This window comes from Terrabacter sp. P2_E3 (genome assembly GCF_056403915.1).
The window spans coordinates 557,389-581,098 of the sequence record NZ_JBFUEN010000003.1; the positions used below are offsets into that span (position 1 = coordinate 557,389).

The 23,710-nt window shown below is 71.5% G+C and carries 24 protein-coding genes and 1 tRNA gene; 14 read left to right on the forward strand and 11 right to left on the reverse strand.

Going from position 1 to position 23,710, the window contains the following annotated elements; genetic code table 11:
• The first annotated feature begins 46 nt into the window (after positions 1 to 46).
• The 4 genes from AC1DW8_RS05870 (at position 47) to nicT (ending at position 4,215) form a co-directional block, all read left to right on the forward strand.
• Positions 47 to 1,474 (forward strand): MFS transporter, encoded by a 1,428-nt coding sequence (locus tag AC1DW8_RS05870; protein ID WP_478092533.1) that lies wholly within the window; start codon positions 47 to 49, stop codon positions 1,472 to 1,474.
• Complete coding sequence (locus AC1DW8_RS05875; protein ID WP_056774098.1) at positions 1,471 to 2,229, forward strand: class I SAM-dependent methyltransferase; 759 nt, start codon at positions 1,471 to 1,473, stop codon at positions 2,227 to 2,229. The genes AC1DW8_RS05870 and AC1DW8_RS05875 overlap by 4 nt, the downstream gene beginning before the upstream one ends.
• Before the next feature lie 117 nt (positions 2,230 to 2,346).
• On the forward strand, positions 2,347 to 3,021 hold the full coding sequence (locus tag AC1DW8_RS05880; protein WP_056774096.1) for a lysophospholipid acyltransferase family protein: 675 nt from the start codon (positions 2,347 to 2,349) through the stop codon (positions 3,019 to 3,021).
• A 45-nt stretch (positions 3,022 to 3,066) separates the two neighbouring features.
• The gene (gene nicT, locus AC1DW8_RS05885; RefSeq protein ID WP_478092535.1) at positions 3,067 to 4,215 is read left to right on the forward strand and encodes a Nickel transporter NicT; all 1,149 of its coding nucleotides are present in this window, start codon (positions 3,067 to 3,069) and stop codon (positions 4,213 to 4,215) included.
• 22 nt (positions 4,216 to 4,237) lie between these two features.
• Here nicT and AC1DW8_RS05890 read toward each other — a convergent pair whose 3' ends face one another.
• A complete protein-coding gene (locus AC1DW8_RS05890) occupies positions 4,238 to 4,618 on the reverse strand; it encodes a hypothetical protein (RefSeq protein WP_478092537.1) in 381 nt (126 codons plus the stop codon).
• Positions 4,619 to 4,717: 99 nt separating this feature from the next.
• Here AC1DW8_RS05890 and recR point away from each other — a divergent pair, with 99 nt between their 5' ends.
• From recR to AC1DW8_RS05920, 6 genes are all read left to right on the forward strand, one after another.
• The gene (gene recR / locus AC1DW8_RS05895; RefSeq protein ID WP_020145767.1) at positions 4,718 to 5,317 is read left to right on the forward strand and encodes a recombination mediator RecR; all 600 of its coding nucleotides are present in this window, start codon (positions 4,718 to 4,720) and stop codon (positions 5,315 to 5,317) included.
• A 247-nt stretch (positions 5,318 to 5,564) separates the two neighbouring features.
• Positions 5,565 to 6,152: a DUF5063 domain-containing protein gene (locus AC1DW8_RS05900; RefSeq protein ID WP_056775244.1), complete on the forward strand. Its 588-nt coding sequence runs from the start codon at positions 5,565 to 5,567 to the stop codon at positions 6,150 to 6,152.
• A gap of 130 nt (positions 6,153 to 6,282) precedes the next feature.
• The gene (locus AC1DW8_RS05905) at positions 6,283 to 7,554 is read left to right on the forward strand and encodes an aspartate kinase (RefSeq protein ID WP_056774091.1); all 1,272 of its coding nucleotides are present in this window, start codon (positions 6,283 to 6,285) and stop codon (positions 7,552 to 7,554) included.
• 39 nt (positions 7,555 to 7,593) lie between these two features.
• Positions 7,594 to 8,697 carry a WD40/YVTN/BNR-like repeat-containing protein gene (locus tag AC1DW8_RS05910; protein WP_478092540.1) on the forward strand — a complete coding sequence of 368 codons (1,104 nt, stop codon included), beginning with the start codon at positions 7,594 to 7,596 and terminating at the stop codon, positions 8,695 to 8,697.
• 152 nt (positions 8,698 to 8,849) lie between these two features.
• On the forward strand, positions 8,850 to 9,062 hold the full coding sequence (locus AC1DW8_RS05915; RefSeq protein ID WP_478092541.1) for a hypothetical protein: 213 nt from the start codon (positions 8,850 to 8,852) through the stop codon (positions 9,060 to 9,062).
• A 120-nt stretch (positions 9,063 to 9,182) separates the two neighbouring features.
• Positions 9,183 to 10,196 (forward strand): DNA topoisomerase IB, encoded by a 1,014-nt coding sequence (locus AC1DW8_RS05920; protein WP_478092543.1) that lies wholly within the window; start codon positions 9,183 to 9,185, stop codon positions 10,194 to 10,196.
• 92 nt (positions 10,197 to 10,288) lie between these two features.
• Here the strand turns inward: AC1DW8_RS05920 and AC1DW8_RS05925 are convergent, their stop codons facing one another.
• Together AC1DW8_RS05925 and AC1DW8_RS05930 are read right to left on the reverse strand one after the other, a co-directional pair.
• Positions 10,289 to 10,777 (reverse strand): pyridoxamine 5'-phosphate oxidase family protein, encoded by a 489-nt coding sequence (locus AC1DW8_RS05925; RefSeq protein WP_478092545.1) that lies wholly within the window; start codon positions 10,775 to 10,777, stop codon positions 10,289 to 10,291.
• Positions 10,778 to 10,884: 107 nt separating this feature from the next.
• The gene (locus tag AC1DW8_RS05930) at positions 10,885 to 12,294 is read right to left on the reverse strand and encodes an MDR family MFS transporter (RefSeq protein ID WP_478092590.1); all 1,410 of its coding nucleotides are present in this window, start codon (positions 12,292 to 12,294) and stop codon (positions 10,885 to 10,887) included.
• Between the two features lie 292 nt (positions 12,295 to 12,586).
• Here AC1DW8_RS05930 and AC1DW8_RS05935 point away from each other — a divergent pair, with 292 nt between their 5' ends.
• A complete protein-coding gene (locus AC1DW8_RS05935) occupies positions 12,587 to 13,708 on the forward strand; it encodes a carboxylate-amine ligase (protein ID WP_478092547.1) in 1,122 nt (373 codons plus the stop codon).
• 60 nt (positions 13,709 to 13,768) lie between these two features.
• On the opposite strand, the gene AC1DW8_RS05940 is transcribed toward AC1DW8_RS05935, so the two are convergent.
• Positions 13,769 to 14,512 carry a hypothetical protein gene (locus AC1DW8_RS05940; protein WP_478092549.1) on the reverse strand — a complete coding sequence of 248 codons (744 nt, stop codon included), beginning with the start codon at positions 14,510 to 14,512 and terminating at the stop codon, positions 13,769 to 13,771.
• Between the two features lie 150 nt (positions 14,513 to 14,662).
• Between AC1DW8_RS05940 and AC1DW8_RS05945 the strand changes: the two genes are divergently transcribed.
• Positions 14,663 to 15,178 (forward strand): DinB family protein, encoded by a 516-nt coding sequence (locus AC1DW8_RS05945; RefSeq protein ID WP_478092551.1) that lies wholly within the window; start codon positions 14,663 to 14,665, stop codon positions 15,176 to 15,178.
• 20 nt (positions 15,179 to 15,198) lie between these two features.
• On the opposite strand, the gene AC1DW8_RS05950 is transcribed toward AC1DW8_RS05945, so the two are convergent.
• The 3 genes from AC1DW8_RS05950 to AC1DW8_RS05960 form a co-directional block, all read right to left on the reverse strand.
• Positions 15,199 to 15,516, reverse strand: a complete 318-nt coding sequence (locus AC1DW8_RS05950; protein ID WP_478092553.1) for a hypothetical protein — start codon at positions 15,514 to 15,516, stop codon at positions 15,199 to 15,201.
• An 87-nt stretch (positions 15,517 to 15,603) separates the two neighbouring features.
• Positions 15,604 to 15,680 (reverse strand) — tRNA-Pro (locus AC1DW8_RS05955).
• 113 nt (positions 15,681 to 15,793) lie between these two features.
• Complete coding sequence (locus AC1DW8_RS05960; RefSeq protein ID WP_056826587.1) at positions 15,794 to 16,732, reverse strand: metallophosphoesterase; 939 nt, start codon at positions 16,730 to 16,732, stop codon at positions 15,794 to 15,796.
• Between the two features lie 79 nt (positions 16,733 to 16,811).
• Between AC1DW8_RS05960 and AC1DW8_RS05965 the strand changes: the two genes are divergently transcribed.
• Positions 16,812 to 17,267 carry a GatB/YqeY domain-containing protein gene (locus AC1DW8_RS05965; protein ID WP_056774057.1) on the forward strand — a complete coding sequence of 152 codons (456 nt, stop codon included), beginning with the start codon at positions 16,812 to 16,814 and terminating at the stop codon, positions 17,265 to 17,267.
• Positions 17,268 to 17,338: 71 nt separating this feature from the next.
• Here AC1DW8_RS05965 and AC1DW8_RS05970 read toward each other — a convergent pair whose 3' ends face one another.
• The gene (locus tag AC1DW8_RS05970; RefSeq protein ID WP_056774054.1) at positions 17,339 to 19,798 is read right to left on the reverse strand and encodes a penicillin-binding protein; all 2,460 of its coding nucleotides are present in this window, start codon (positions 19,796 to 19,798) and stop codon (positions 17,339 to 17,341) included.
• Positions 19,799 to 20,084: 286 nt separating this feature from the next.
• Here AC1DW8_RS05970 and AC1DW8_RS05975 point away from each other — a divergent pair, with 286 nt between their 5' ends.
• Complete coding sequence (locus tag AC1DW8_RS05975) at positions 20,085 to 20,390, forward strand: WhiB family transcriptional regulator (protein ID WP_056774052.1); 306 nt, start codon at positions 20,085 to 20,087, stop codon at positions 20,388 to 20,390.
• A gap of 73 nt (positions 20,391 to 20,463) precedes the next feature.
• On the opposite strand, the gene bagB is transcribed toward AC1DW8_RS05975, so the two are convergent.
• The 3 genes from bagB to AC1DW8_RS05990 form a co-directional block, all read right to left on the reverse strand.
• Entirely contained in the window at positions 20,464 to 21,639 is a 1,176-nt protein-coding gene (bagB, locus tag AC1DW8_RS05980) for an ArsA family ATPase (RefSeq protein ID WP_056774049.1), read from the reverse strand.
• Positions 21,636 to 22,688 (reverse strand): ATPase BagA, encoded by a 1,053-nt coding sequence (gene bagA / locus AC1DW8_RS05985; RefSeq protein WP_056774046.1) that lies wholly within the window; start codon positions 22,686 to 22,688, stop codon positions 21,636 to 21,638. The genes bagB and bagA overlap by 4 nt, the downstream gene beginning before the upstream one ends.
• Positions 22,689 to 22,758: 70 nt before the next feature.
• Positions 22,759 to 23,676: a hypothetical protein gene (locus tag AC1DW8_RS05990; protein ID WP_478092557.1), complete on the reverse strand. Its 918-nt coding sequence runs from the start codon at positions 23,674 to 23,676 to the stop codon at positions 22,759 to 22,761.
• Positions 23,677 to 23,710 lie beyond the last annotated feature (34 nt).

Below are 23,710 nucleotides of genomic sequence, written 5' to 3' on the forward strand. Positions count from 1 at the left end.
TCATGCTCTCTACCGCCGAGCTCGGCACGCGCCGAGGCTGGAATCCGTGACCGCGACCCTGACGACCGAGAACGCCGACCACCCACCGACTCGCCCCATCCGGATCCTGCTCCTGTCCAACGCCATCGAGCACCTCGCCTACCGCTTCACGCAGATCGCCCTTCCGCTCGTCGTGCTCCGCGAGTTCGACTCGGCGGCGATGGCGGGGCTCGTCGGAGGTCTCGCCGGTCTCCCGGTCATCACGTCCCCGTGGTGGGCCCGCCGCCTGCGCCAGTGTCTGAGCGACGGACGGGGACTCGCCCTCGTCTCCCTCTGGCAGGCCGGCGCGGTCCTCGTCGTCCCCATTGCTCTCGCCCTCGGCGCGCTGCACCCCGTCATGCTCGCCGTCGCCGGCCTCGCGGTGGGGGTCTCCGACGCCCTCGCCTCGCCGGGGCGGACGGCCGTGCTCGGTGACCTCGGTGACCGGGTCGGTGGCGGCGCCGCGATCCGCGTCATCACGTGGGACGACGCCCTGCGCCGAGGCGCCATGGTCGTCGGGCCGGCACTGGCCGGGCTCGGGGTGCAGCTCGGCTGGACCCACGCCCTGCTCTGGGTCGAGGGTCTCGCCCTCGTGGTGTCGGCGCTGCTCGTCCGCCGCGTCGTCGTGCCGATCGCCCCGGTCACCCCCATCGCCCCGGTCGCCCCGGTCGCCCCGGTCACCCCGGTCGCCACCGGCCGCTCGACTGTGCGAGCCGACGCCCTGTCGGCCGGCACGGCACCGGCTCCCGCGCCGGGCATCCTGGCCTCGGTCCGGGACCACCCCGACGTGCTGCGCGGCTGGGTCATGCGCGGGACGAGCTGCCTGCTGTGGTTCGCCTTCGCTCTCGGGCTTGCCGTCGAGGGGGAGCGGACCGGGCGGGCGGGCGCCCTCTACGCGACGGCGCTGACGGCATACGGCCTCGGCTCGCTCGTCATGACTCTCGCGATCGCGCGGCGCCCGCCATCCGCGCAGCCCCTCCGTCTCGCCACGGTCGCCTGGGTCGGACAGGGCCTCGCCTTCGCTGCGATGGCGGTGTGGACGACGCCGGTCACCGTCGGGGTGTGCGCGGCCGCGGCCGGCGCCGTGACCGTCGTGGGCATCCGCGCGATGATGCAGGTTCTGCTGACCCGGACCCACGGCCCCGCCCGGCGAGCGGCCCTCGCCGGCCAGTCGATCCTCGTCGACGTGACCGTCTCCGTCGGGATGCTCGCCGGTGGCTTCATGATCGACCATGCGGGTCCTCGCCCGACCCTCGCCCTGACCGGGCTGGTCACGGCGGCCGTCGCGCTCGTCGCCGGTCTCACGGCCGGCGAGGCGGCCGCGCCCTCCGACCTGAGGAGTCCCCCCCGCCGGTCACCTCGGCCGGGGACGCCTGCGGCAGCTGCTGACTCGGGGTTAGGAGAATGTTCATTCACCCGTGGGCGTACGCCTCCCGGGAGTAGCGTCGCAAGGTGACCTTCGAGGTTGCGGCGGACGCCTACAACCGCTTCATGGGGCGTTACTCGGGGCCGCTCGCCACACGATTTGCCGACTGGTCCGGTGTGGCCGGACCGGGTCGGGCCATCGACGTGGGCTGTGGGACCGGCGCCCTGACCCGAGTCCTCATCGACCGGCTGGGCGTCGACGGGGTCTCGGCGGTCGACCCGTCGCAACAGCTGCTCGCCGCCCTGCGCCAGTCATTCCCGACCCTCGACGTGCAGACCGGAACGGCCGAGGCGCTGCCCTTTCCCGACGACCTCTTCGACCACGCGCTCGCCCAGCTCGTCGTCAGCTTCATGGCCGATCCGGTGCTCGGCCTCCACGAGATGGCTCGGGTCACGCGGCCGGGCGGGACCGTCTCGGCGTGCGTGTGGGACCTCGCCGGTGGGGGAGCGCCGCTCACCGTCTTCTGGCAGGCGGCCCGCGACCTCGACCCAGGCGTCGACGACGAGTCGGGGATGAGCGGGGTCCGCGAGGGCGAGCTGGCCCACCTCTGCGACCGGGCCGGTCTCAACCAGATCGAGGACACCGCGCTCACGGTCACCGTGCGGCACCCGACCTTCGAGGACTGGTGGGACCCCTACACGCTCGGCGTCGGCCCGGCGGGGGCGCACGTGCAGAGCCTCGACGAGGTCGGACGCGTCCGCCTGCGCGAGCACTGCCGCGAGCTGCTGCCCGCGCCGCCCTTCTACATCATGGCCACCGCCTGGGCCGTTCGCGCCCACGCCTGACGCGTCTGCGCCCGACGTGCTCGGGTCCGCCACCCGGCATACCAAGGGGTGAACACCGGGCCGCCGCGACGCACGCCCCACACCGGACGGCCGGTGGACGGCCCTAGGCTGTGGCCCATGTTCTACAGCCTCGGGCGCAACCTCCTGTACCCGCTGTCCCATGCGCTGTACCGGCCCACCATCGAGGGCAAGGAGAACATCCCGCGCGAAGGCGGCGTGGTCGTGGCGAGCAACCACCGGTCGTTCATCGACTCCTTCGCCATCCCGCTCGCCTCGCCGCGGCAGGTGCGCTTCCTCGCCAAGGAGGAGTACTGGACGGGCACGGGTGTCGGCGGCTTCGTGCGCAAGGGCTTCTTCAGCGCCGTCGGGATGGTGCCGGTCAACCGGCACTCGCCGACCGCCGCGCAGGAGAGCCTCGACGCCGCGCTAGAGGTGCTCAAGGCGGGCGACGCGTTCGGCATCTACCCGGAGGGCACGCGCTCGCGGGACGGCCGGCTCTACCGCGGGCGTACGGGCGTGGCGTGGCTCGCGCTCACCGCGCAGGTCCCCGTCGTGCCGGTCGGGCTCATCGGGACCGAGGACATCCAGCCTGTCGGGGCGAGCTTCCCGCGGCTCGCGAAGGTCACGGTGCGCTTCGGTGAGCCGATCGGGGTCGAGGAGTACGCCGGCATGCCCGCGGGCAAGGCGCGGCGCCTGCTGACCGACCGGGTCATGGAGGCCATCGCGGAGCTGAGTGGCCAGGAGCGCGTCGACACGTACAACGAGGTGCCGGGCGGCGAGCCCGCCATCTGAGGGTGGGCGTTGCAGATGCGACCCAGTCGCATCTAGCGTGGGGCCGTGACCCTGACGTCCCCCCGCCCGCGCTCGGGCCCGCGCTCGGGCTCGGGCCCGCGCTCGGGCTCGGGCTCGCGCTCGGCCGTGCGTCGGCGGCTCTCCCGGGACGAGCGACGCAGCCTCGTCGGGATGGCGGCCTTCGTGGCCCTGCTGCACGTCGTCGGCTGGGGACTGCTCGTCCTCGTCGTGGCCCCGGCGGAGTACCGCGTCGCCGGCCAGCTCTTCGGGGTCGGGCTCGGCGTCACGGCCTACACCCTCGGGATGCGCCACGCCTTCGACGCGGACCACATCGCCGCCATCGACAACACGACCCGCAAGCTGCTCGCCGACGGCCGACAGGCGATGAGCGTGGGCTTCTGGTTCAGCCTCGGGCACTCGTCGGTCGTCTTCGTCATGGTCATGCTCGTGGCCCTCGGCATCCGCGCCCTCGCCGGCGCCCTCGAGGACGACGGCTCCGCGCTGCAGCAGGCCACCGGCGTCTGGGGCACGACCGTCTCGGGCGTCTTCCTCGTCCTCATCGGTCTCATCAACCTCGCGGCACTCGTCGGCATCCTCAAGGTCTTCCGCCGAATGCGCTCGGGGCACTACGACGAGGCCGAGCTCGAGCGGCAGCTCGACAAGCGCGGCTTCCTCAACCGCATCCTCGGGCGCGTCACGGGGGCTGTGCGCAAGCCCTGGCACATGTACCCGGTCGGGCTGCTCTTCGGCCTCGGCTTCGACACGGTGACCGAGGTGGGGCTGCTCGTCATCGCCGGCGGCGCCGCCGCGGCCGCCCTGCCCTGGTATGCCGTCCTCACCCTTCCCGTGCTCTTCGCCGCGGGCATGTCCCTCCTCGACAGTCTCGACGGGTCGTTCATGAGCGTCGCCTACGGCTGGGCGTTCAACCGGCCGGTGCGCAAGATCTTCTACAACATCACCGTCACGTCGCTGTCGGTGGCCGTCGCCCTCCTCATCGGCGTCATCGAGCTCGTCGGGCTGCTCGCCGACAAGCTCGACGTCACGTCGGGACCGGTCGCGTGGGTCGGCTCGATCGACCTCGGCGACGTCGGCTTCTGGATCGTCGGGCTCTTCGTCCTCACCTGGGCCGTGGCGCTCGCCGTGTGGCGGCTCGGGCGCATCGAGGAGCGGTGGTCGGCGACGCTCGCCGACTGATCGTGGCGCGAGCCGCGCGCGGTCAGGTGCGGGCGGCCTCGAACGCGTCGCGGAAGTGCGGCAGGGCCGCCTCGACCGACTCGGCCGTCGCGGTGTCGCCCCAGCCGAGTGGCACGACCCGTTCGAGCGAGGCCGCGGCCGCTGCCTGTGCCGCGACCTCGCTCTGCTTGTAGGCGAACCACAGCGCGTCGCGGGGCACCGCGGCCTCGCGGAGGGCATCGGCGTGGGCCGGCACCTGCAGCTCGTGGGGGTCGCCGAACGTGAAGTCGAGCACTCCGGGCTCGAGCCGGCGCTCGGCGTACCCGGAGTGCATCCGGAAGCCGAACATCGTCCGGAAGGGCACGGCGCCCTGGATGCGTTCGCTGCGCCGGGACACCGTCCGGTCGTCCATCTGGTCACCCACTCCGACACCCCGCTCGACCCGTCGCCCCTGACTCTGCTTCACCACGCTAGTCCGGTGCGGCGGTGCGCAGCAGGTGATTGCGGGGCTTAGTGTTGCGGTGTGTACGAAGGCGCGGTGCAGGACCTGATCGACGAGCTCGGACGACTCCCCGGAGTCGGTCCCAAGAGCGCCCAGCGCATCGCGTTCCACCTGCTCCAGACCGACTCCGACGACGTGACGCGGCTCGTCACGGCGCTCACCGAGGTCAAGGCCCGGGTCCGCTTCTGCGAGCAGTGCGGCAACGTCGCCGAGGCCGAGCGCTGCCGCATCTGCGCCGACCCGCGCCGCGACCAGACGGCGATCTGTGTCGTCGAGGAGCCCAAGGACGTCGTCGCCATCGAGCGCACCCGTGAGTTCCGTGGCACCTACCACGTGCTCGGCGGCGCGATCAGCCCCATCGACGGCATCGGTCCCGACGACCTGCGGGTGCGCGAGCTCATGGTGCGCCTCGCCTCCGGTGAGGTGCAGGAGGTCATCATCGCGACCGACCCCAACCTCGAGGGCGAGGCCACGGCCACCTACCTCAGCCGGCTGCTGCGCGACGTCGGCCTCACCGTGACGCGTCTCGCGTCGGGTCTGCCCGTCGGCGGTGACCTCGAGTACGCCGACGAGGTGACCCTCGGGCGGGCCTTCGAGGGCCGCCGCCGCGTCGACGCCTGACCCACCGCCCGGGGGGGCCCAGGCCCACCGAGGACGTATGCCGTCCCGCCGCCCTCCCGTCGAGTGAGCGCTCCGCAACACTCGGGTGAGCGCTTCGCAACACGGACGCGTGGTGGCTGGGGCTGGGCGCTCACTCGAGTGGGACTGGGCGCTCACTCGAGTGGGTTAGGGGCGTGCGGACGGCTCCGACGGCTCCGGGTGGCTCCGGGCGCGACTGGGCGACACGGCATACGGCATGCTGGGGGCCATGACTGACGAGCCGCTGGACGAGGGCCACACGGGCGAGATCGACGACCTGTCGGGTCTCGCCGACCTGACCGCCGCGGAGGCGAGCGCCTTCCTCACGTCCGTCACGGAGGTCGCGTCAGGCAGCTCCCCCGAGACGGCGCTGCCGCTGCTGACCCTCGCCCTGTCGCAGGTGCTCGTCGCCGGGGCACGACTAGGCGCCATCCAGGACGTCGTGCCCGAGGAGCGCTTCGAGCCGGATGCGGCCGACGACGACTCGGACCCGCTGCGCACGGGCCTCGCCAACGTCTTCGTCGGCATCGACGACTACGTCTACGTCATCGACCCGATCACCTCCTCCGACCGCGCCGACGGGTCGATCACCAACGACCTCGTCGACGTGGCGGTGTCGCTGAGCCATGGGCTCAAGCACTACGCCGCCGGTCGGAGGCTCGAGGCGCTGTGGTGGTGGCAGTTCGGCTACCTGTCCAACTGGGGCGACCGGGGGATGATGGCGCTCCGGTCACTCCACTCGATCCTCGCCCACCTGCGGCTCGACGCCGACGAGGAGGCCGTGGGCGAGGCGGAGTTCGACGCGCTGCACCCGTAGCCCGCGCAAGAACGTGCGGCGCCGGGGACGAATCGGCGCACATCTCACCATCGCGACGTCCCGGTGGACGTCCCGTGCGCGCGCCTAGACTCGGAGCCGCCGCAGACCACCGAGGAGATCCGGAGCCAGTGTGAGCATCGTCGTCCAGAAGTACGGCGGGTCGTCCGTTGCCGACGCCGAGGCCATCAAGCGGGTGGCCCGGCGCATCGTCGAGACGCAGCGGGCGGGCCACTCGGTCTGCGTCGTCGTCTCCGCGATGGGTGACACGACCGACGAGCTGATGGATCTCGCCGAGCAGGTCACGCCGGCCCCGCCGGCCCGCGAGCTCGACATGCTGCTCACGTCGGGCGAGCGGATCTCGATGGCGCTCGTCGCGATGGCCATCGCCCAGCTCGGCGCCGAGGCGCGCTCCTTCACCGGCAGCCAGGCGGGCGTCATCACCGACGACGCCCACGGCGCCGCCCGCATCATCGACGTGACGCCGGGCCGCATCCAGAGCGCGCTCGACGCCGGTCACATCGCGATCGTCGCCGGCTTCCAGGGCGTCAGCCAGACGACGAAGGACATCACGACTCTCGGCCGCGGCGGCTCCGACACGACCGCCGTCGCCCTCGCCGCGGCGCTCGGCGCCGACGTCTGCGAGATCTACACCGACGTCGACGGCGTCTTCACCGCCGACCCGCGCGTGCTGCCCAACGCCCGCAAGCTCGACGTCCTCTCGATGGAGGAGATGCTCGACCTCGCCGCCAACGGCAGCAAGATCCTGCACCTGCGCTGCGTCGAGTACGCCCGCCGCTACGGCATTCCGATCCACGTCCGCTCGTCGTGGTCGCGAAAGCCCGGTACGTGGATCAAGGACAACCCCTACGAAGGAGAAGGCGCCGTGGAGGCACCGATCATCGCCGGCATCGCCCACGACCGCAGCGAGGCCAAGATCACGATCGTCGGCGTGCCCGACCGGGTCGGCATCGCGGCCAAGATCTTCGGGGCCATCGCCGAGGCCGGCCTCAACATCGACATGATCGTGCAGAACGTGTCGGCCGCCGAGACGGCCAAGACCGACATCTCCTTCACGCTGCCCAAGGCCGACGGCCCCAAGGCGATGTCGGTGCTCCAGTCGATCAAGCACGAGGTCGAGTACGCCGACCTCCGCTTCGACGACGGCGTCGGCAAGATCGCCCTCGTCGGCGCCGGCATGAAGAGCCACCCCGGCGTCTCGGCGAAGTTCTTCGGCGCGCTCGCCGAGGCCGGCATCAACATCGAGATGATCTCGACGTCCGAGATCCGCGTCTCGGCCGTGACCCGGGCCGAGGACCTCGACGACGCCGTCCGCGCCGTGCACACCGCCTTCGGTCTGGACTCGACCGAGGACGCCATCGTCTACGGCGGCACCGGCCGCTGAGCGCGCCGACCGGCCCGATCGCGGCTAGTTTCGGGAGGCATGAGACTCCCGACGCGATCCGTCCTGCTCGCAGCCGCCACCACCGCGCTCGTCGCCTCCGCGACGACTGCGTATGCCGTGTCGCCCGGTGCCGTGGGACGTGACGCTCCCGCGAAGGCCGGGGTGACGGCATACGGCTGGACGGTCACGCCGACCGGGACCACCGAGCGCTTCCGCGGCCTCGCGCCCGTCTCACGCGACGTGGCGTGGGTGAGCGGGACGAAGGGCACCGTGCTGCGGACGACCGACGGCGGCCGCACGTGGGGCGACGTCAGCCCGCAGGGGCTCGGCACCGACGCGCTGGAGTTCCGCGACATCGAGGCCTCCGACGCGCGGCACGCCGTCCTCCTCTCGATCGGGGAGGGGGAGGACTCGCGCATCCTCGTCACCGACGACGGTGGCGCGACCTGGACCGAGAGCTTCCGCAACACCGACCCGGCCGCCTTCTACGACTGCGTGGCGTTCAGCTCGCCGCGGCGCGGGCTCGCGATGAGCGACCCGGTCGACGGGAGGTTCCGGCTCGTCCAGACCTCCGACGGCGGCCGCTCGTGGACCCCCGTCGACCCGGCCGGGATGCCGGCCGCCCAGGCGGGCGAGTTCGCCTTCGCGGCGTCGGGCACCTGCCTCTCGTCGGGTGTCGACGGCCGCACCTACCTCGTGAGCGGGGGCGTCGACCCGGCCCGCGTCTTCACCTCGACCGACCACGGCCGCACGTGGACCGTCGCCGACAGCCCCGTCGCCGGTGGTGCGTCGGCCGGCATCTTCTCGGTGAGCTTCCGGGACGCCCGGCGCGGCGTCATCGTCGGCGGCGACTTCGCGGCTCCGACCGGAGCGGTCGACAACGCCGCGTGGACCGCCGACGGCGGGCGCACGTGGACGAAGTCGACGACCAACCCGTCGGGCTACCGGTCCGGGTCGGCCTGGGTGCCGCGGACGGCGCGCACGGTGCTGGCCGTGGGCCCGTCGGGGTCCGACGTCTCGACCGACGGCGGCCGCACGTGGTCGACGTTCGACACCGGGAGCTTCGACTCCGTCGAGTGCACGCACGACGGTGCCTGCTGGGCGTCCGGCGAGCAGGGCCGGGTCGGCGTCCTCACCCGCTGACGGGATGCGCCGGGCCATCACCTGACTCTCGTCGGGATGGTCCGGCGCCCCGGGGCGGCGCCGAAAGGCACAGGTTCGCCTCAGTGAGCCGCGGGTATGGTCGAAGAGGAAGCACGACAACCACCTACTCGGGGCGATAGGTAATGACTGACGTGACCCCTCACGAATCACATCTGCAGAGCGACGGCTCGGTCTTCCCGCCCGTCACGCCCGACCCCCCTCCGCCGCCCGGTCAGGCGGAGATCAAGGTGCCCGACATCGTGCCGGTCGCCTCCCCGGACGGTCCCGACACCGAGGCGTCGACCCGCGATACCACGGACGCGACGTCCGAGGTCGGGGGCGTGCGCCCCGACCCCGCTGACTGAGCACCACCCGTCCGCCCACCACGCCGAGCCGCGCAGCACCGCGGCGCGGTGCGGTGGGGGTGCGGTTGGGGCTCGACCCGGTGCGGGTATCTCCTCGGTGTGAGACTGCGCCGGAGCACCATGGACAAGCCCGGGATCCGTCGCGTGCGACGGGGCAAGGGCTTCAGCTACGTCGACGCCGACGGCAGGGCCGTCGATGCCGAGACGCGTGGACGGGTCACCGCACTCGTCATCCCGCCGGCCTGGCAGGACGTCTGGATCAGCCCGCACCCGAACGGCCACATCCAGGCCGTCGGCACCGACGACGCGGGGCGGCGTCAGTACCTCTACCACGACGCCTGGCACGAGGCGCGCGGCCGCGAGAAGCACGACCGCGTCATCGTGCTGGCCCGCAAGCTGCCGGCCGCCCGCAAGCAGATCGCGGCCGACCTGCGCACCAACGGCCTGACGCGGAAGCGCGTCACCGCCGCCGGCCTGCGGATGCTCGACGCCGGGCTCTTCCGCAGCGGCGGGGAGGAGTACGAGGCCGAGCACGGCTCGCACGGCGTCGCGACGCTGCTCCGCTCCCACGTCACGGTGAGCGGTGAGGACGTCACCTTCGAGTTCCCGGCCAAGTCGGGCGTCACCCGCGAGGCCGTCATGACCGACCAGCTGTTGGCGCGGATCGTGTTGTCCCTCAAGCGAAGTGGCTATCCGGGTGAGCGCCTGCTGGCCTACCGCGACACGAACGGCTGGCACGAGCTGCGCTCGAGCGACCTCAACGTCGCCTTCAAGGAGCTCGTCGGCGAGGAGTACACCGTCAAGGACCTGCGCACCTGGGCGGCCACCGTGACGGCCGCCGTCGCGCTCGCGCGGACCGGCCCCGTCGACTCCGAGCGCGAGCTCAAGCGCGCTGAGAAGGACGCGATGAAGGTCGTCTCCGAGCACCTCGGCAACACGCCCGCGGTCGCCCGCAGCTCGTACGTCGACCCCCGCGTCCTCGACGAGTACGCCGTCGGCCGCACCATCGCACGCAGCCTGTCGCGCCTGACCAAGGCCGACCGCACCCGACTCGAGCTGGGCGAGCTCGTGCGGGTGCGCGACCGCGACGCGCTCGAGCGGGCCGTCATGCGGCTCGTCAAGGGCGCTGCCTGAGGCTCGTCTGCGGCACGCCTGAAAGCACGTATGCCGCCGGGTTCCCTTCAACGCGAAGGGGGCCCGACGGCATACGGCCTTGTCTCAGGCGGTCAGAGGTCGACGACCTCGTTGTCACCCTCGATGCGCTCGCCGGTGACCTTCGCCTTGACGAAGTTGGCGATCTGCGTGACCTTGGCGCCGGGGGAGTCCCAGTACTCGGCCGAGTCGGCGCTCACCTTGATGATGATGTTGTTCGGGTTCTCCGGGCCGCCCTCGAGCCAGGCTCCCGTGAAGGAGCTCCACAGCTCGGCGAGCTTGGCGTTGTCGTCGACGATGGTAGCCGTGCCCGACAGCGAGACCCACGAGCTGTTCGAGCTGTAGGCGACGTTGACCCGCGCCGGCGACTGCGTGGCGATGTCGCGCGCCTTGTGGCTGTCGCGCTCGGCGACGAAGAGCACGTCGCCGTCGAACTCGACCTCCTGCGTCGCCATCGGGTGGCTCACGAGGATGCCGTTCGAGTCCGCGTGCGTCAGCATCGCGATCCGGATGTCCTTGATCAGGTCGGCGACCTTCTGGATGCCGTCGTCGTGCTCGCTCATCGCGTTCTCCTCGTCGTCGGGGTCTGTGACGCTGTCCCTGGCGACGTACCCGATGCCTTCGAGCGCTACTCGTTCCTGTCGAGGGTTGGCCGGCCGGTGGCCACGGCTCATGCGGTGGAGGGCTCGGTCTGCGCGACGTCGGTGGACTCGTTGTCCGACGAGCCGCCGTGGGCGACGTCCTCAGCCCGCGTGTGGGGCATGAGCAGCCCGGCGGCGACGGTGACGAGCGCGACCACGAGGACGGCGAGGAAGACGGCCGTCGAGCCGGCCTGCACCGCCTCGCTCGACGCCTCGCCACCATGGGACGCGATGACGGCGTTCGCGATGGCGCCGAAGATCGCGACGCCGACGGCGCTGCCGACCGAGCGCATGAACATGTTGGTGCCCGTGACGACGGCACGCTCGTTCCACGGCACCGAGGCCTGCGCCGCGATGAGCGTCGGCGTGGCGACGAGGCCGAGGCCGAAGCCGACGACGAGGCACGATGCGGCCGTGGCGAAGACGTTCGGGGTGGCCGAGGTGAGCCACAGCGCGAGGGCGCCCACGGTCGCGACGACGAGGCCGATGAGCGCCGTCGGGCGGAAGCCGATGCGCATGTAGAGCCGACCCGACTGCGAGGCCGAGATGGGCCAGCCGATCGTCAGGGCGGCGACCGCGAGCCCCGCCACGATGGGGGTGGCGCCGGTCGAGCGCTCTAGGAAGGTCGGCACGTAGGAGGTGAGCCCGACGAGCACCGCACCGACGCCGATGCCGATGAGGCACGTCGCGACGATGAGCCGCCGGGTGAGCACCTCGAGCGGCAGGATCGGCTCGGCCGCCCGGCGCTCGATGAGACCGAAGGCGAGGAGGAGCACGCCGCCGACGGCGAAGGAGCCGATGCTCTGCCACGAGCTCCACGCCCAGGCCTGGCCGCCCTCGAGGACGGCGAGGATGAGCAGGGTCAGGGCGACCGTGAGGACGGTGGCCCCGGCGTAGTCGATGCGGTGCCGGCGACGCTTGACGGACTCGTCGTACTTGCGCCAGATCATGCCGGCGGCGAGCAGGCAGAACGGGATGTTGACGAAGAAGATCCAGCGCCACGAGGCGAACTGGGAGAAGACGCCACCGAGCGTCGGGCCGACGACGGACGACACGGCCCAGACGCTCGCGATGTAGCCCTGCGTCTTGGCCCGCTCGGCCACGGTGTAGATGTCAGCGGCGATCGTCGTCGTCATCGGCAGGACCGCACCGGCGCCGAGCCCCTGCAGTGCTCGCATGACGATGAGCGAGCCCATGTCCCAGGCGAACCCGCAGAGGATGCTGCCGATCAGGAAGAGCCCGATGCCGACGAGGATGACCGGCTTGCGCCCGACCGTGTCGGCGAGCTTGGCGTAGACGGGGACCGACACCGCCTGCGCGAGGAGGTAGACCGAGAAGAGCCACGGGAACTGGGTGAGGCCGCCGAGGTCCGCGACGATGGAGGGGACCGCCGTGGCGAGGATCGTGGAGTCGAGCGCGATGAGCGACGTCGACAGCATGAGGGCGATGAGGATGGGCCCGCGTTCCGAGCGAAATCCGAGGGTGGACGAGGTCGACACGATGCTCCTGCCGGTTGGGGCGACAAAGAGGGACAACGCACGCGCCCGCCGTTCATTCCCGCAGGTCCGACATCCGGGCCCTTCGTCCCTCCCGCCGGAGCCCACCACGGGCCACACTGGTCACGCGGAGCAACGGGCGTATGCCGTCCGGCGCGCCGGGCGCCACACGGTGCCGTGGCGCGTCACCGGGCCACACGGCATACGTCCGCGGTCGTGCTCCGGAAGGAGCACCATGGTGCGGACCCTCGGTGTCGAGGAGGAGATGCTGCTCGTCGACGTCCACGACGGACGGCCACGGTCGGTGTCGGGCCAGCTGCTCGTACGGGCCGCGCGGCGGCATCCCGAGGAGTCGGGCGCCGGCGTGCGGGGGGCCGTCGAGGGGGAGTTCCAGCAGCAGCAGATCGAGACGCACACGCCGCCCACCGCCGACCTCGACGCGCTGCGCCACGAGGTGCGGCACTGGCGCACGGAGGCCGTCGCGGCAGCCCGGGGGACCGGGTCGAGCGTGGCTGCGCTCGCCACCTCGCCGCTGCCCGTCCGCCCGGTCGCCGTGACGTCGCCGAGGTACGCGTGGTTGCAGGAGCGCTACCAGCTGACCGCCCGCGAGCACCTCATCTGCGGCTGCCACGTGCACGTGTCCGTCGAGGGCGACGAGGAGGGAGTCGGCGTCCTCGACCGGATCCGGGTCTGGCTCCCGGCGCTGCTCGCGCTCAGCGCGAACTCGCCCTACTGGAACGGGGAGGACTCGGGCTTCGCGAGCTACCGGAGCCAGGAGCTCGCCCGGTGGCCGTCGTGGGGTCCGACGGGGCCCTTCGGGTCGGCGGACGCGTACCGCCGACTCGTCCGCGACATGGTGCTGTCGTCCGTGGTCCTCGACGAGGGGATGGTCTACTTCGTCGCCCGCCTGGCCCAGCACTACCCGACCGTCGAGGTCCGGGCCGCGGACGTCTGCTTCACGGTCGACGAGGCCGTCGTCGTCGCGGCCCTGTGCCGGGGGCTCGTCGAGACGGCCGCGCAGGAGTGGGCTCTCGGCCGTCCGGTGCCCGACGTGGCGACGACGATGCTCCGGCTCGCGACCTGGCAGGCCGGGCGCGAGGGTCTCGAGGGTCGACTCCTCGACTGGCGCACCGGTCTGCCCGTGCCGTGCTGGACGGTCCTCGAGTCGCTGCTCGACCACGTCGGACCCGCACTGGAGGCGGCGGGCGACCTCGGCTTCGTGCAGGAGGGGCTTGCGCGGGTGCGGGAGGAGGGCAACGGAGCCGTCCGGCAGCGCGCGATGCTGGCGCACACGGGTCGGCTCGTCGACGTCGTCGCCGAGGCGGTCCGCGAGACGGCACTGGCGGACGAGCCGTAGCGCTCCCGCCGGGCGTCAGCCGGGCGTCCAAGCGGGCATCGGTAGGGCGTCAGTCGGGCGTCAGTCGGGCGTCGGGAAGCGCTCGTCGTCGTTCGGTCCCGCGAAGACCCGACGTTCGATCGCCAGGTGGCCGGCGAGGTAGGAGACGCCGGACAGGCCCCCGACGACGGCGATGACCGCGGTGCTCGCACCGGCGATGTCGGCGATGAGGGCGCCCAGGGTGCCGGCCACGATCCCGTTGACGACCATGAGGAAGAACGCGGTGCTGCCCACGACGTGCAGCACGAGGTGGCGTCGGTGGCCCAGCGAGTACGTCTGCAGGAGTCCGCGGGTGTCGTCGTGGATCGAGGCCGTCAGGTAGGGCGCGAGCTCGGGCGCCAGCTCGACGTAGGCGTGCCGGAGCCGGTTCATCGCCCGGATGAGGTCGGCGTCCTCCCGGCTCGCGAGGTTGACCCGGATCGCCGTGAGCGAGCCCATGACGAGGGCGGCCGACGCGAAGCCGACGGCCATGACCCGGAACGGCGTGCCGAAGCCGGTGGCCTGCGCGGTCAGGGCCAGGACGACGAGGAACGCCGACACGACGGTGAGGTAGATCGTGATCCGGCTCATGATCTCCGACCACGTCATGGAGCGGGTGCCGAGCAGGCTCCAGTGCTCCGTCGACAGGTAGACGGGGAGGCCGGGTGTCGTCGAGTCGCGCAGGCGGGGCGGGTCGGTGGCTCCCTCGGTGGCTCCCTCGGTGGCTCCCTCGGTGGCTCCCTCGGGGTCGACGGACCGGCCTGCCGAAGGGGGCACGTCGCTCATCGCGGTCTCCGTCCCTGCTCGGGGGCCGGCCGCCCGGCCGGCACCTCCGCACCAGTGTCGCGCCGCGCCGGGCTCGACACCCGGGGTTTTCGGTCGGCCGGGTCGGCACGCCACCCGGACGGCGTGGGGGCGGGCTGTCAGGATGTCCGGATGACGTGGACCGCGCCTGAGGTGTCGTTGCCGCAGTTCGAGCCGGTGGGGGACGAGCGGACCCTGCTCGAGGCCAGGCTCGCCTGGCGTCGCGCCGTGCTGCGCGACAAGTGCGCGGGTCTGACCGGAGAGCAGCTCGGGCAGCGCTCGGTCCCGCCGTCGAACCTGTCGTTGCTCGGGCTGGTCCGGCACATGGCCAAGGTCGAGCGCGGGTGGTTCCGCGAGTTCATCGGCGGGGAGGCGCTCGAGCCGATGTACGACCCGGCGCTGGGACCCGACGCCGACTTCGAGGACCTCGACCCGGCCCGGGCGCAGACCGACTACGAGCGGCTGGTGGCGGAGTGCCGGCTCGCAGAGGCGGCGCTCGCGACGGTCTCCCTGGACGACGTCATCACCACCGAGGGGGTGACGTGGTCGGTGCGGGCGGTCGTGGGTCACATGATCTCGGAGTACGCCCAGCACAACGGACACGCCGACCTGCTGCGCGAGTGCATCGACGGCCGGACGAACCGGTAGGGGTCGACACCGCTCGCGACTCACCCTTGACGCCCCCCTGGATGGCTGGAGGAGGATTCGGGTGAACCCGTCCGGTCCCAGGAGGAGAAATGTCCGATCACACGATCGCGTCCGACCACGAGCACGTTCCTGACGACGGCTGCGAGACCGTCGAGCACGGCGACCACCTCGACCACGTCCACGGCTCCGAACGTCACGCCGAGCAGGCGGTCCACACCGACCATGGCCACGTCCACGCCGAGGGTGACGGGTGCGAGACGGTCCAGCACGGCACCCACGTGGATCACCTGCACGATGGGCATCGCCACTACCAGCACGGCGACCACGTCGTCGAACACTGAGACTCCGCGTCTGCATCCTGTCCCCGACAGACGCCGAAGGGCCTGCTGGAACGACTTCGTCGTTTCCAGCAGGCCCTTCGCGGATGGTCGGGGTGACAGGATTTGAACCTGCGACCTCTTCGTCCCGAACGAAGCGCGCTACCAAGCTGCGCCACACCCCGGTGCTGCATCTACCCCTGATCCGTCGACCGGAGGCAGCAAGCAGAGATGCTAGCGCAGCCCCCGGCCCATCTCCGAATCGGGCTCGTCGTCCGCCGCGACGGACCGTGCCGGTTCAGGCCTGCGAGCGGGGGACGAGCGTCAGGAGGGTCGCCTCGGGACGGCAGGCGAGGCGTACGGGAGCGGTGGGCGCGGTGCCCAGACCGGCGGACACCTCGAGCCACGCAGCGCCCTCAGGAGCCTCTGACGACGGCGTGGAGCCAGCTCCCGGCCACCAGCGCGACAGGCCCTTGACGCGGCCCGTGTCGAGGTCGCAGTTCGTCACGAGCGCGCCGTAGCCGGGCACGCAGACCTGGCCGCCGTGCGTGTGTCCGGCGATGACGAGTTCGGCGCCGTCGGAGGCGTACGCGTCGAGCACCCGCTGGTAGGGCGCGTGCGTCACGCCGAGCGTCAGGTCGGCCTCGGGCGACGCCGGCCCGCGCACGAGGTCGAGGCGGTCGTAGCCGAGGTGCGGGTCGTCGACGCCACGTACGTCGATCCGCAGGCCGCGCACCGTGAGCGAGTCCCGACGGTTCGTCAGGTCGACCCAGCCACGGGATCCGAGCCCGCGCACGAGGTCGGCCGTGGGCAGCCGCTGGGTCGTGCCCACGCCCTTGGCGAAGTTGCGGGTCAGGTAGCCGAGGGGGTTCTTCAGCTTCGGGGCGAAGTAGTCGTTGGACCCGAGGACGAAGACGCCGGGGATGCCGAGGAGCCGGTCGTACGCGTCGAGCAGCGCGGGCACGGCATCGGGGGCCGCGATGTTGTCGCCCGTCGTGATGACGAGGTCGGGGTCGAGCGAGGCGAGGCTGTGCACCCAGGAGCGCTTCGCGCGCTGGCGCGGCAGCAGGTGCAGGTCGGACAGGTGCAGCACCCGAAGCGGCCCGGCGCCGTCGGGCAGCACCGGCACGTCGAAGCGACGCAGCACGAAGGCGTTGCGCTCGACGAGCGAGGCCCAGCCGAGCACCCCGGCGCCGGCGATCCCCAGGCCCAGGACGGTCTTGGTCACGGCACGCATGGGGCCATCCTCGCACCCGGGGCCGCAACCCCCGACCAACCGGTCGGGGGCCGCGTGGCCGACCTGACAGACTGGCCCCATGAGCACCCTCAAGGAGCAGCTGAAGTCCGACCTGACGTCCGCGATGCGCGAGCGCGACCAGGTCCGGGCCGGTTCGCTGCGGATGGCCCTCACCGCCGTCACCAACGAGGAGGTCGCCGGCACCGAGCACCGCGAGCTGACGGACGACGACGTCCTCAAGGTCCTGACCAAGGAAGCCAAGAAGCGTCGTGAGGCGGCGACGGCATACGTCGGCGCGGGACGCCCGGAGCTCGCGGCCAAGGAGGACGCGGAGCTCGCCGTCCTCGAGGCCTACCTGCCGAAGCAGCTCGGCGACGACGAGCTCGAGGCGATCGTCCGCGATGCGGTCACCGCCTCCGGCGCCACGGGTATGCCGCAGATGGGCCTCGCGATGAAGGCCGCCAACGCTGCCGTGGCCGGCCGCGCCGAGGGTGGACGCGTCGCCTCCATCGTGCGCCGGGTGCTCGCGGGCTGAGGCCCCGCCCACGTCGCAGACGGACGACGAAGGCCCGACGCGGATCGCGTCGGGCCTTCGTCATCGCTGGGTCAGCCGCGACCCGGCGGCTTGGTCGGTTTGCCGCCTCCGTTGCCGTTGCCGTTCCCTCCGCCACCGCCACCGCCACCGCCACCGGTGCCCCCGGGGTTGAAGACGGTGGTCTGCGGGGTGGGGAGCGCCTGTCGGGACCCGCCGCGCGAGGTGTAGATCGTGATCATGCTGCCGGGCGGCGGCGACTGGTAGGGCGAGATGCCGGCCACGAGGCCTTGCGGCACCTGCGAGGACATCGTCCCGCCGACCTGCGTCTGGAAGCCCGCCGCCTGGAGCAGCGACTCGGCCTCGGCGACGGACCGCCCGACGACGGCGGGCAGCTGGCCGGGAGTCACCGTCTGGTTGGCGGTGTCGGTGCCGAGGTACTTGTCGGCCGGATCGCCGAACTTGACCTCGGGCTGGCCGTCGAGGGCCTTGTTCATGATGGCCTTCCAGATCGGCGCCGCGATGGCCGCTCCGTGCATGACCGGGTAGAACTCGCCGCCGACGCGGACGTTCTTCATGACGCGGGTCACCGGGTCGTAGGGCGTGCCGACCCAGACGGCCGTCACGAGCTGCGGCGTGTAGCCGACGAACCACGACTCGTTGTTGTTGTTGGCGGTACCGGTCTTGCCGGCCGACTCACGGGTGCCGTCGTTGAGCTGGTTCCGGATGCCCGAGCCGTGGGTCATGTTGTACTCGAGGAACTTGTCGGTCGCCTTGGCGACGTCCGGCTCGACGACCTGGTCGCACTTCGACGCCGGCAGGGCGACGTTCTTGCCGCCCTGCGTGATCTTCGTGATGGCCACCATCGGGCACTTCTTGCCGTCCGCGGCGAGGACGCCGTAGGCGTGCGCCACACCCTGCGGGGAGACGTCGTCGCCACCGAGGATGTACTGCGGGGCGTACCTGCCGATCGTCTGGCCGTCGGAGCGGTGCAGACCGAGGCGGATCATCGTGTCGCGGACCTTGCAGCCGCCGAGCTGCTCGACGAGGGCGACGAACGCGGTGTTGGTCGACAGCGCCGTGGCCTCCATGAGCGAGATGTTGCCGCCCTTGAACGGGGTGTCGTTGCGGACCTTCCACGTGTCGCCCGGACCGCAGTTGGCGGTGCCGCCGGGCCACTCCTTGGGCGTGTACGTCGCCTTGCTCTCGCCGCCGGCCGCCTTGGCGTTGACCGACGACTTCGTCGTCATGCCGGACTGCATGGCCGTCACGAGGGCGAACGCCTTGGCGGTCGAGCCGAACTGGAACCCGCCGGACCCGCCGTACTTCTTGTCGAGGGCCCAGTTGATGCCCGTCTCGCCGCCGGCGTCCTTGGTGACGGAGTAGGCGGTGTTCTGGGCGAAGGCGAGCACCTTGCCGGTGTTGGGGTCGGCGACGTAGGCCGCGGAGCCGATCCGGGCCTTGTTGCCGATCGGCACCTTCTTGGTGATCTCCTTCTGCGCGTAGTCCTGCAGCTTCGGGTCGAGGGTCGTCGTGATCGTGACGCCGCCGCGGTAGAGGGTGCGCTTGCGCTCCTCGAGCGTCTTGCCGAGCTGCGGCATCGTCAGGGCGTAGTTGACGATGAAGTCGCACCAGTAGGGGTACGGCGAGGCGAGGCACGTGCTCTTCGGCTGCGTCACGCGCATGTCCTGCTTGAGCGTGCGCTTCTTGGCGGCCTGCCACTGCTTGTCGGTGATGCGGTCGAGCTCGTGCATGCGGTCGAGCACGACGTTGCGTCGGGCCAGGGCCTTCTTCGGGAAGTTCACCGGGTCGGTGGTGCCGGGGTTCTGCGTCAGCCCGGCGAGGAGCGCGGCCTGCGACAGGGAGAGCTTGTCGGCGTGGACGCTGAAGTAGTGCTGGGCCGCGGCCTCGACGCCGTAGGCGCGGTCGCCGTAGTAGACGAGGTTGAGGTAGCCCTCGAGGATCTCGTCCTTCGTCAGCTTCTTCTCCAGCGTGATGGCGTACTTCAGCTCCTTGAGCTTGCGCATGTAGTCCTTCTTGACGGCCTCGGCGGCCGCCTCCTCGTTGCCGGAGCTGAGGGCGGAGTACTGGAGCGAGATCTTGACGTACTGCTGGGTGAGCGACGAGGCGCCGACCGAGGAGCCGTTGCGCAGGTTGGAGATGACGGCGCGGGCCGTGCCCTGGATGTCGATGCCACCGTGGTCGTAGAAGCGGTGGTCCTCGATCGCGACCTGGGCCTCACGCATGATCGGCGCGATCTTGTTGAGCGGCACGATGGTGCGGTTCTGCTCCTGCGGCGTCGCGATGACGGTGCCGTCAGCGGCGAGGATGCGGGAGGTCTGGGCCAGCGGGTCGGTCGTGAACTCGCTCGGGAGCTCGTTGAAGACGTCGACGCCGCTGCGCGCGAGCGCGCCGGTGGCGCCCACCGCGGGCATCACCAGGCCGGCGGCGAGCAGTCCGAGCACGAGCGCGGACGCGAGAAACGCGCCGAGCAGGCTGATGACGCCACCGATCGAGGTAGTGCGTGAAGACATGGGCCCAAGGGTAACCGCTCACCCTATGGCCACTGGATTTGTGCGCACACCCGGGTCTGCAGGTGTCTCAAACCACCCGCCCGCGCCTCTGGATGACCAGGGGGCCGAGGTCCAGGTGACTAGTCACCGCCTCAACTAAATGGTCCATAGAGGCTATGTCCGGCGCGGCCCAGCGCTCGTAATGTCTCGTTTGGGCCTTAGGGGGGTCCACATGATCAGGATCGGTGGGACGGTCCGCGGTCAGTCCGGATGTCATGGGAGGCGCCGGGCGGGGAGGGGAAACAAAATGAGTGCTGTCGCAATCGTGGATCCGTGGGTGAACGAGTGGGCCAGTCAGGCCAGCTGTTCAGGCGTGGACCCGGATGCTCTGTTCGTCCGAGGCAAGGCCCAGCACGACGCGAAGGCCGTCTGCAAGACGTGTCCTGTTCTCGCGCAGTGCCTGGCCGAGGCTCTCGACAACCGGACCGAGTTCGGCGTCTGGGGAGGCATGACCGAGCGCGAGCGCCGGGCCCTGCTCCGCAAGCGTCCGGACATCACGTCCTGGAAGTCGGCGCTCCGTGCGGGCATGGCCTCACAGGTCAAGCACGACTGAGCCGGCTTGCGCCGACCGGTCTCCGGTCGGTCCACGTCGTACGTGAGCGGGGCCGTGGCCACCTGAGGGTGGGTCACGACCCCGCTAACGCATGCCCGATCTCACGCAGGCCGTCGAGGTCGTGGACGTCCCGTCCCAGAGCCGGCACGTGCACGACGGGTATGCCGGGGTGTGACCGTGAGAAGCGGTCCGCGAGCTCGCGCTGTCGCTCGGCCGTGCGCACGAGCGATGCGTGCAACCGCAGCAGGCCGGCGGCGTTGGATGCCGACTTCGGTCCGCCGCTCTCCTCGAGCGACTCCGCGGCGGCGAGCGCGCGCGACGGGGTGACCCCGGTCGCCGAGACGCGACCGATGCGGTTGACGACGAGCCCGGCGAGCGGCATACCGTCCGCTTCGAGGCGGTCGACGAAGTAGGACGCCTCGCGGAGCGCGTCGCGCTCCGGTGCGGCGACGACGAGGAAGGCCGTGCCGTCCTCGGAGAGCAGGCGGTAGGTCTCGTCCGCACGCTCGCGGAAGCCGCCGAACATCGTGTCGAGCGCGTTGACGAACGTCTGCACGTCGCTGAGCATCTGGCCGCCGAGGATCTTGGTCATCGTCGAGGTGACGATCTGGATGCCCACGCCGAAGACCTTGAGGCCGGCGCGCCCGCCCGCCTTGGCCGGCGCGGTGAGCAGACGGATGAAGCGTCCGTCGAGGAAGCTGCCGAGGCGGTTCGGGGCGTCGAGGAAGTCGAGGGCGGAGCGGGACGGCGGGGTGTCGACGACGATGAGGTCCCACGGGGCGTCCTCGGTGCCGGCGCTCGCCTTGAGCTGGCCGAGCTTCTCCATCGCCATGTACTCCTGCGTGCCGGCGAAGGAGCTGCTCACGGCCTGGTAGAAGGGGTTGGCGAGGATCTGCTCGGCCTTGCCCGGCTCGGAGTGGGCGATGACGACCTCGTCGAAGGTCCGCTTCATGTCGAGCATCATCGCGTGGAGGCTGCCGCCGGCCGCCGTGTCGATGTCGGTGACCGGCCGAGGGGTGTTGTCGAGCTCGGTGAGCCCGAGCGACTGGGCCAGGCGGCGGGCGGGGTCGATCGTCAGGACGACGACCTTGCGGCCCGACTCCGCGGCGCGCAGGCCGAGGGCGGCGGCGGTCGTGGTCTTGCCGACGCCGCCTGAACCGCAGCACACGACGATCTGCGTCGCCGTTTCGTCGATGAGGGCGTCGATGTTGAGGAGGGGCGCCTTGGTCGAGACGGGTCCGGGGCTCATGCGTGGGCCTGCTCGTTCCCGGTCGGGGCTCCGGCGCGGTGGACGAAGAGCGGGACGAGGAGGTCGGCGAGCTCGCGGACCGAGCCCGAGTCGACGCCGCCCGGGAGTGCGGGCAGCTCGGCGATCGGCAGGCCGGTGGCCTCGAGGAGTGCGAGCTGCTCGCGCTCGAGGTCGATCCGCTGCGCGTGGTCGCGGGCCTCCTCGAGCAGGCCGTCGACGAGCTCCGGTGTGGCCTTGACGCCGGCCTCGCCGAGCTGGGTGCGGATCGACGGCTTGTGCAGCCGGCCCGCGCGCGCCTGCTCGAGCGCCGTGTCGTCGAGGAGCGGCTCGCGCACCATGTTGACGATGATCGCGCCCGGGTGCAGGCCCTTGGCCCTGAGGTCGGCGATGGCCTCGAGGGTCTCCTGCACAGGCATCTCCTCGAGGAGGGTCACGAGGTGGACGACGGTCTGCTCGGACTCGAGCAGGCGGGTGATCGAGCCGGCCTGCGAGGCGATCGGTCCGACGCGGGCGAGGTCGGCCACCTCGGAGTTGACCGAGAGGAAGCGTCCGATGCGTCCGGTCGGCGGCGCGTCGAGGACGATGCCGTCGTAGACAGGGGGTGCGTCGCCCTTGTGCTTGCCGTCCCGGCGGCGGCGGTTGGCCTCGTAGATCTTGCCGATGAGCAGGACGTCCCGGACGCCGGGGGCGATGGTCGTCGCGAAGTCGATGGCGCCGAACTTCTCGAGGAGCTTGCCGGCGCGGCCGAGCTTGTAGAAGAGCTGGAGGTACTCGAGCAGCGCGGCCTTGGGCTCGATGGCCAGGCCGACGACCTCGCCGCCGCCGGGCAGGCGCACGATGCGGGTCTCGTCGGTGCCGAGCGGGGGGACGTCGAAGGTCTGGCTGATGCCCTGCCGGCCCTCGACCTCGGTGAGCAGCACGTGGGCGTGGGCCGACGCGAGGGCCAGCGCGATGGCCGAGGCGACGGTCGTCTTGCCCGTGCCGCCCTTGCCGGTGACGACGTGCAGCCGCGCTCGCGCCCAGGAGGGGTCGGTGGGGCCGGTCGTCACCCCTCCACCTTAGGTGGCGCCCCACCCAAGGCCCGTCCGAGGTGAACACGCCGCAGACGCGTCGACCGCATCACCTCAAAGCGCCGCGTTGCTGCAACGCCTGCGCCACCTGGTCCATGAAGGCGTTCTCGTGCAGGCGCAGCCCGATGTTGGGGATGCGCAGCACCGTGTCGCGCGAGAGCGTTACCCCGTTCTGGCGCAGAGCATCGAGGACCGGTGCGAGGCCCCACGTGTGCTGGATGCCGTCGATCTCGACGACGACCCCGCAGCGCCAGCGGACGTCGAGGTAGATCCGGCCCTTCGGTCCTCGGCGTACGACCTGCCGGTCCGGCGCGGGGAGCCCCCGGGCACGGCAGAGTCGGGCGAAGTCGAGCTCGCCCAACGACTGCGCACCGAGCGCGATGTCCTCGACGACTCCACCCACGAAGGCGCGCCGTCGACGCCCGCGGATCGTCCGCGCCGTCTCCAGCAGATCTGACGCCCGAACGAGCCCCTGCTGCGTCGGCAGGACGAGCAGCAAGGCGGCCTGCCGATCGGAGTCGGCCCAGTGAGCGGCCCGGATCGCGGCCACGGCCGGCCGCACTCGGGGTATGCCGTGTGGCTCGAGCTCGCGGTCGTGGCGGCGCGTGATCTTGTGCACTCGAACCCCCGGTAGTCGCTTGACGGTGTGGGAGTGGACGACGGAGAGATGGATGCGATCGTCGCAGTAGCCCTTCATCCCGGCCGCGAGTAGAGCGGTCACGCCATCGAGGGCCGCGACGTCGGCGCCGGTCTCCCAGACCGCGCGCCACTGCAGCTCCTCCTGACCGAGTGGTCGGGTGTGCAGGGCCACCGTCTGCAGGCCGTGCGTCGTCCAGCGGCCGGCCCTGACCTCTGCCCGCACGTCGGCGGCACTGATCCCGTGCGCTCGCAGCGAGGCGCGAGAGACCACGCCGAGGTCTGCGGCGTCGACGACGCGGGCCCTCTCACGGCGCCGGGTGGATCTCATGACCCGACCCTGCAGCCGCGCCGGTCGCCGGGGG

Excerpts from the sequence above, each read along its gene's own strand:
- AC1DW8_RS05990 (WP_478092557.1), bottom strand. The coding sequence starts at position 23,676 with ATGAGATCCACCCGGCGCCGTGAGAGGGCCCGCGTCGTCGACGCCGCA.
- AC1DW8_RS05910 (WP_478092540.1), top strand. The coding sequence starts at position 7,594 with ATGAGACTCCCGACGCGATCCGTCCTGCTCGCAGCCGCCACCACCGCG.
- AC1DW8_RS05935 (WP_478092547.1), top strand. The coding sequence starts at position 12,587 with ATGGTGCGGACCCTCGGTGTCGAGGAGGAGATGCTGCTCGTCGACGTC.
- AC1DW8_RS05920 (WP_478092543.1), top strand. The coding sequence starts at position 9,183 with ATGGACAAGCCCGGGATCCGTCGCGTGCGACGGGGCAAGGGCTTCAGC.
- AC1DW8_RS05975 (WP_056774052.1), top strand. The coding sequence starts at position 20,085 with ATGAGTGCTGTCGCAATCGTGGATCCGTGGGTGAACGAGTGGGCCAGT.
- AC1DW8_RS05880 (WP_056774096.1), top strand. The coding sequence starts at position 2,347 with ATGTTCTACAGCCTCGGGCGCAACCTCCTGTACCCGCTGTCCCATGCG.
- AC1DW8_RS05945 (WP_478092551.1), top strand. The coding sequence starts at position 14,663 with ATGACGTGGACCGCGCCTGAGGTGTCGTTGCCGCAGTTCGAGCCGGTG.
- AC1DW8_RS05900 (WP_056775244.1), top strand. The coding sequence starts at position 5,565 with ATGACTGACGAGCCGCTGGACGAGGGCCACACGGGCGAGATCGACGAC.
- AC1DW8_RS05970 (WP_056774054.1), bottom strand. The coding sequence starts at position 19,798 with ATGTCTTCACGCACTACCTCGATCGGTGGCGTCATCAGCCTGCTCGGC.
- AC1DW8_RS05930 (WP_478092590.1), bottom strand. The coding sequence starts at position 12,294 with ATGCTGTCGACGTCGCTCATCGCGCTCGACTCCACGATCCTCGCCACG.
- AC1DW8_RS05965 (WP_056774057.1), top strand. The coding sequence starts at position 16,812 with ATGAGCACCCTCAAGGAGCAGCTGAAGTCCGACCTGACGTCCGCGATG.
- AC1DW8_RS05960 (WP_056826587.1), bottom strand. The coding sequence starts at position 16,732 with ATGCGTGCCGTGACCAAGACCGTCCTGGGCCTGGGGATCGCCGGCGCC.
- AC1DW8_RS05925 (WP_478092545.1), bottom strand. The coding sequence starts at position 10,777 with ATGAGCGAGCACGACGACGGCATCCAGAAGGTCGCCGACCTGATCAAG.
- AC1DW8_RS05940 (WP_478092549.1), bottom strand. The coding sequence starts at position 14,512 with ATGAGCGACGTGCCCCCTTCGGCAGGCCGGTCCGTCGACCCCGAGGGA.
- bagB (WP_056774049.1), bottom strand. The coding sequence starts at position 21,639 with ATGAGCCCCGGACCCGTCTCGACCAAGGCGCCCCTCCTCAACATCGAC.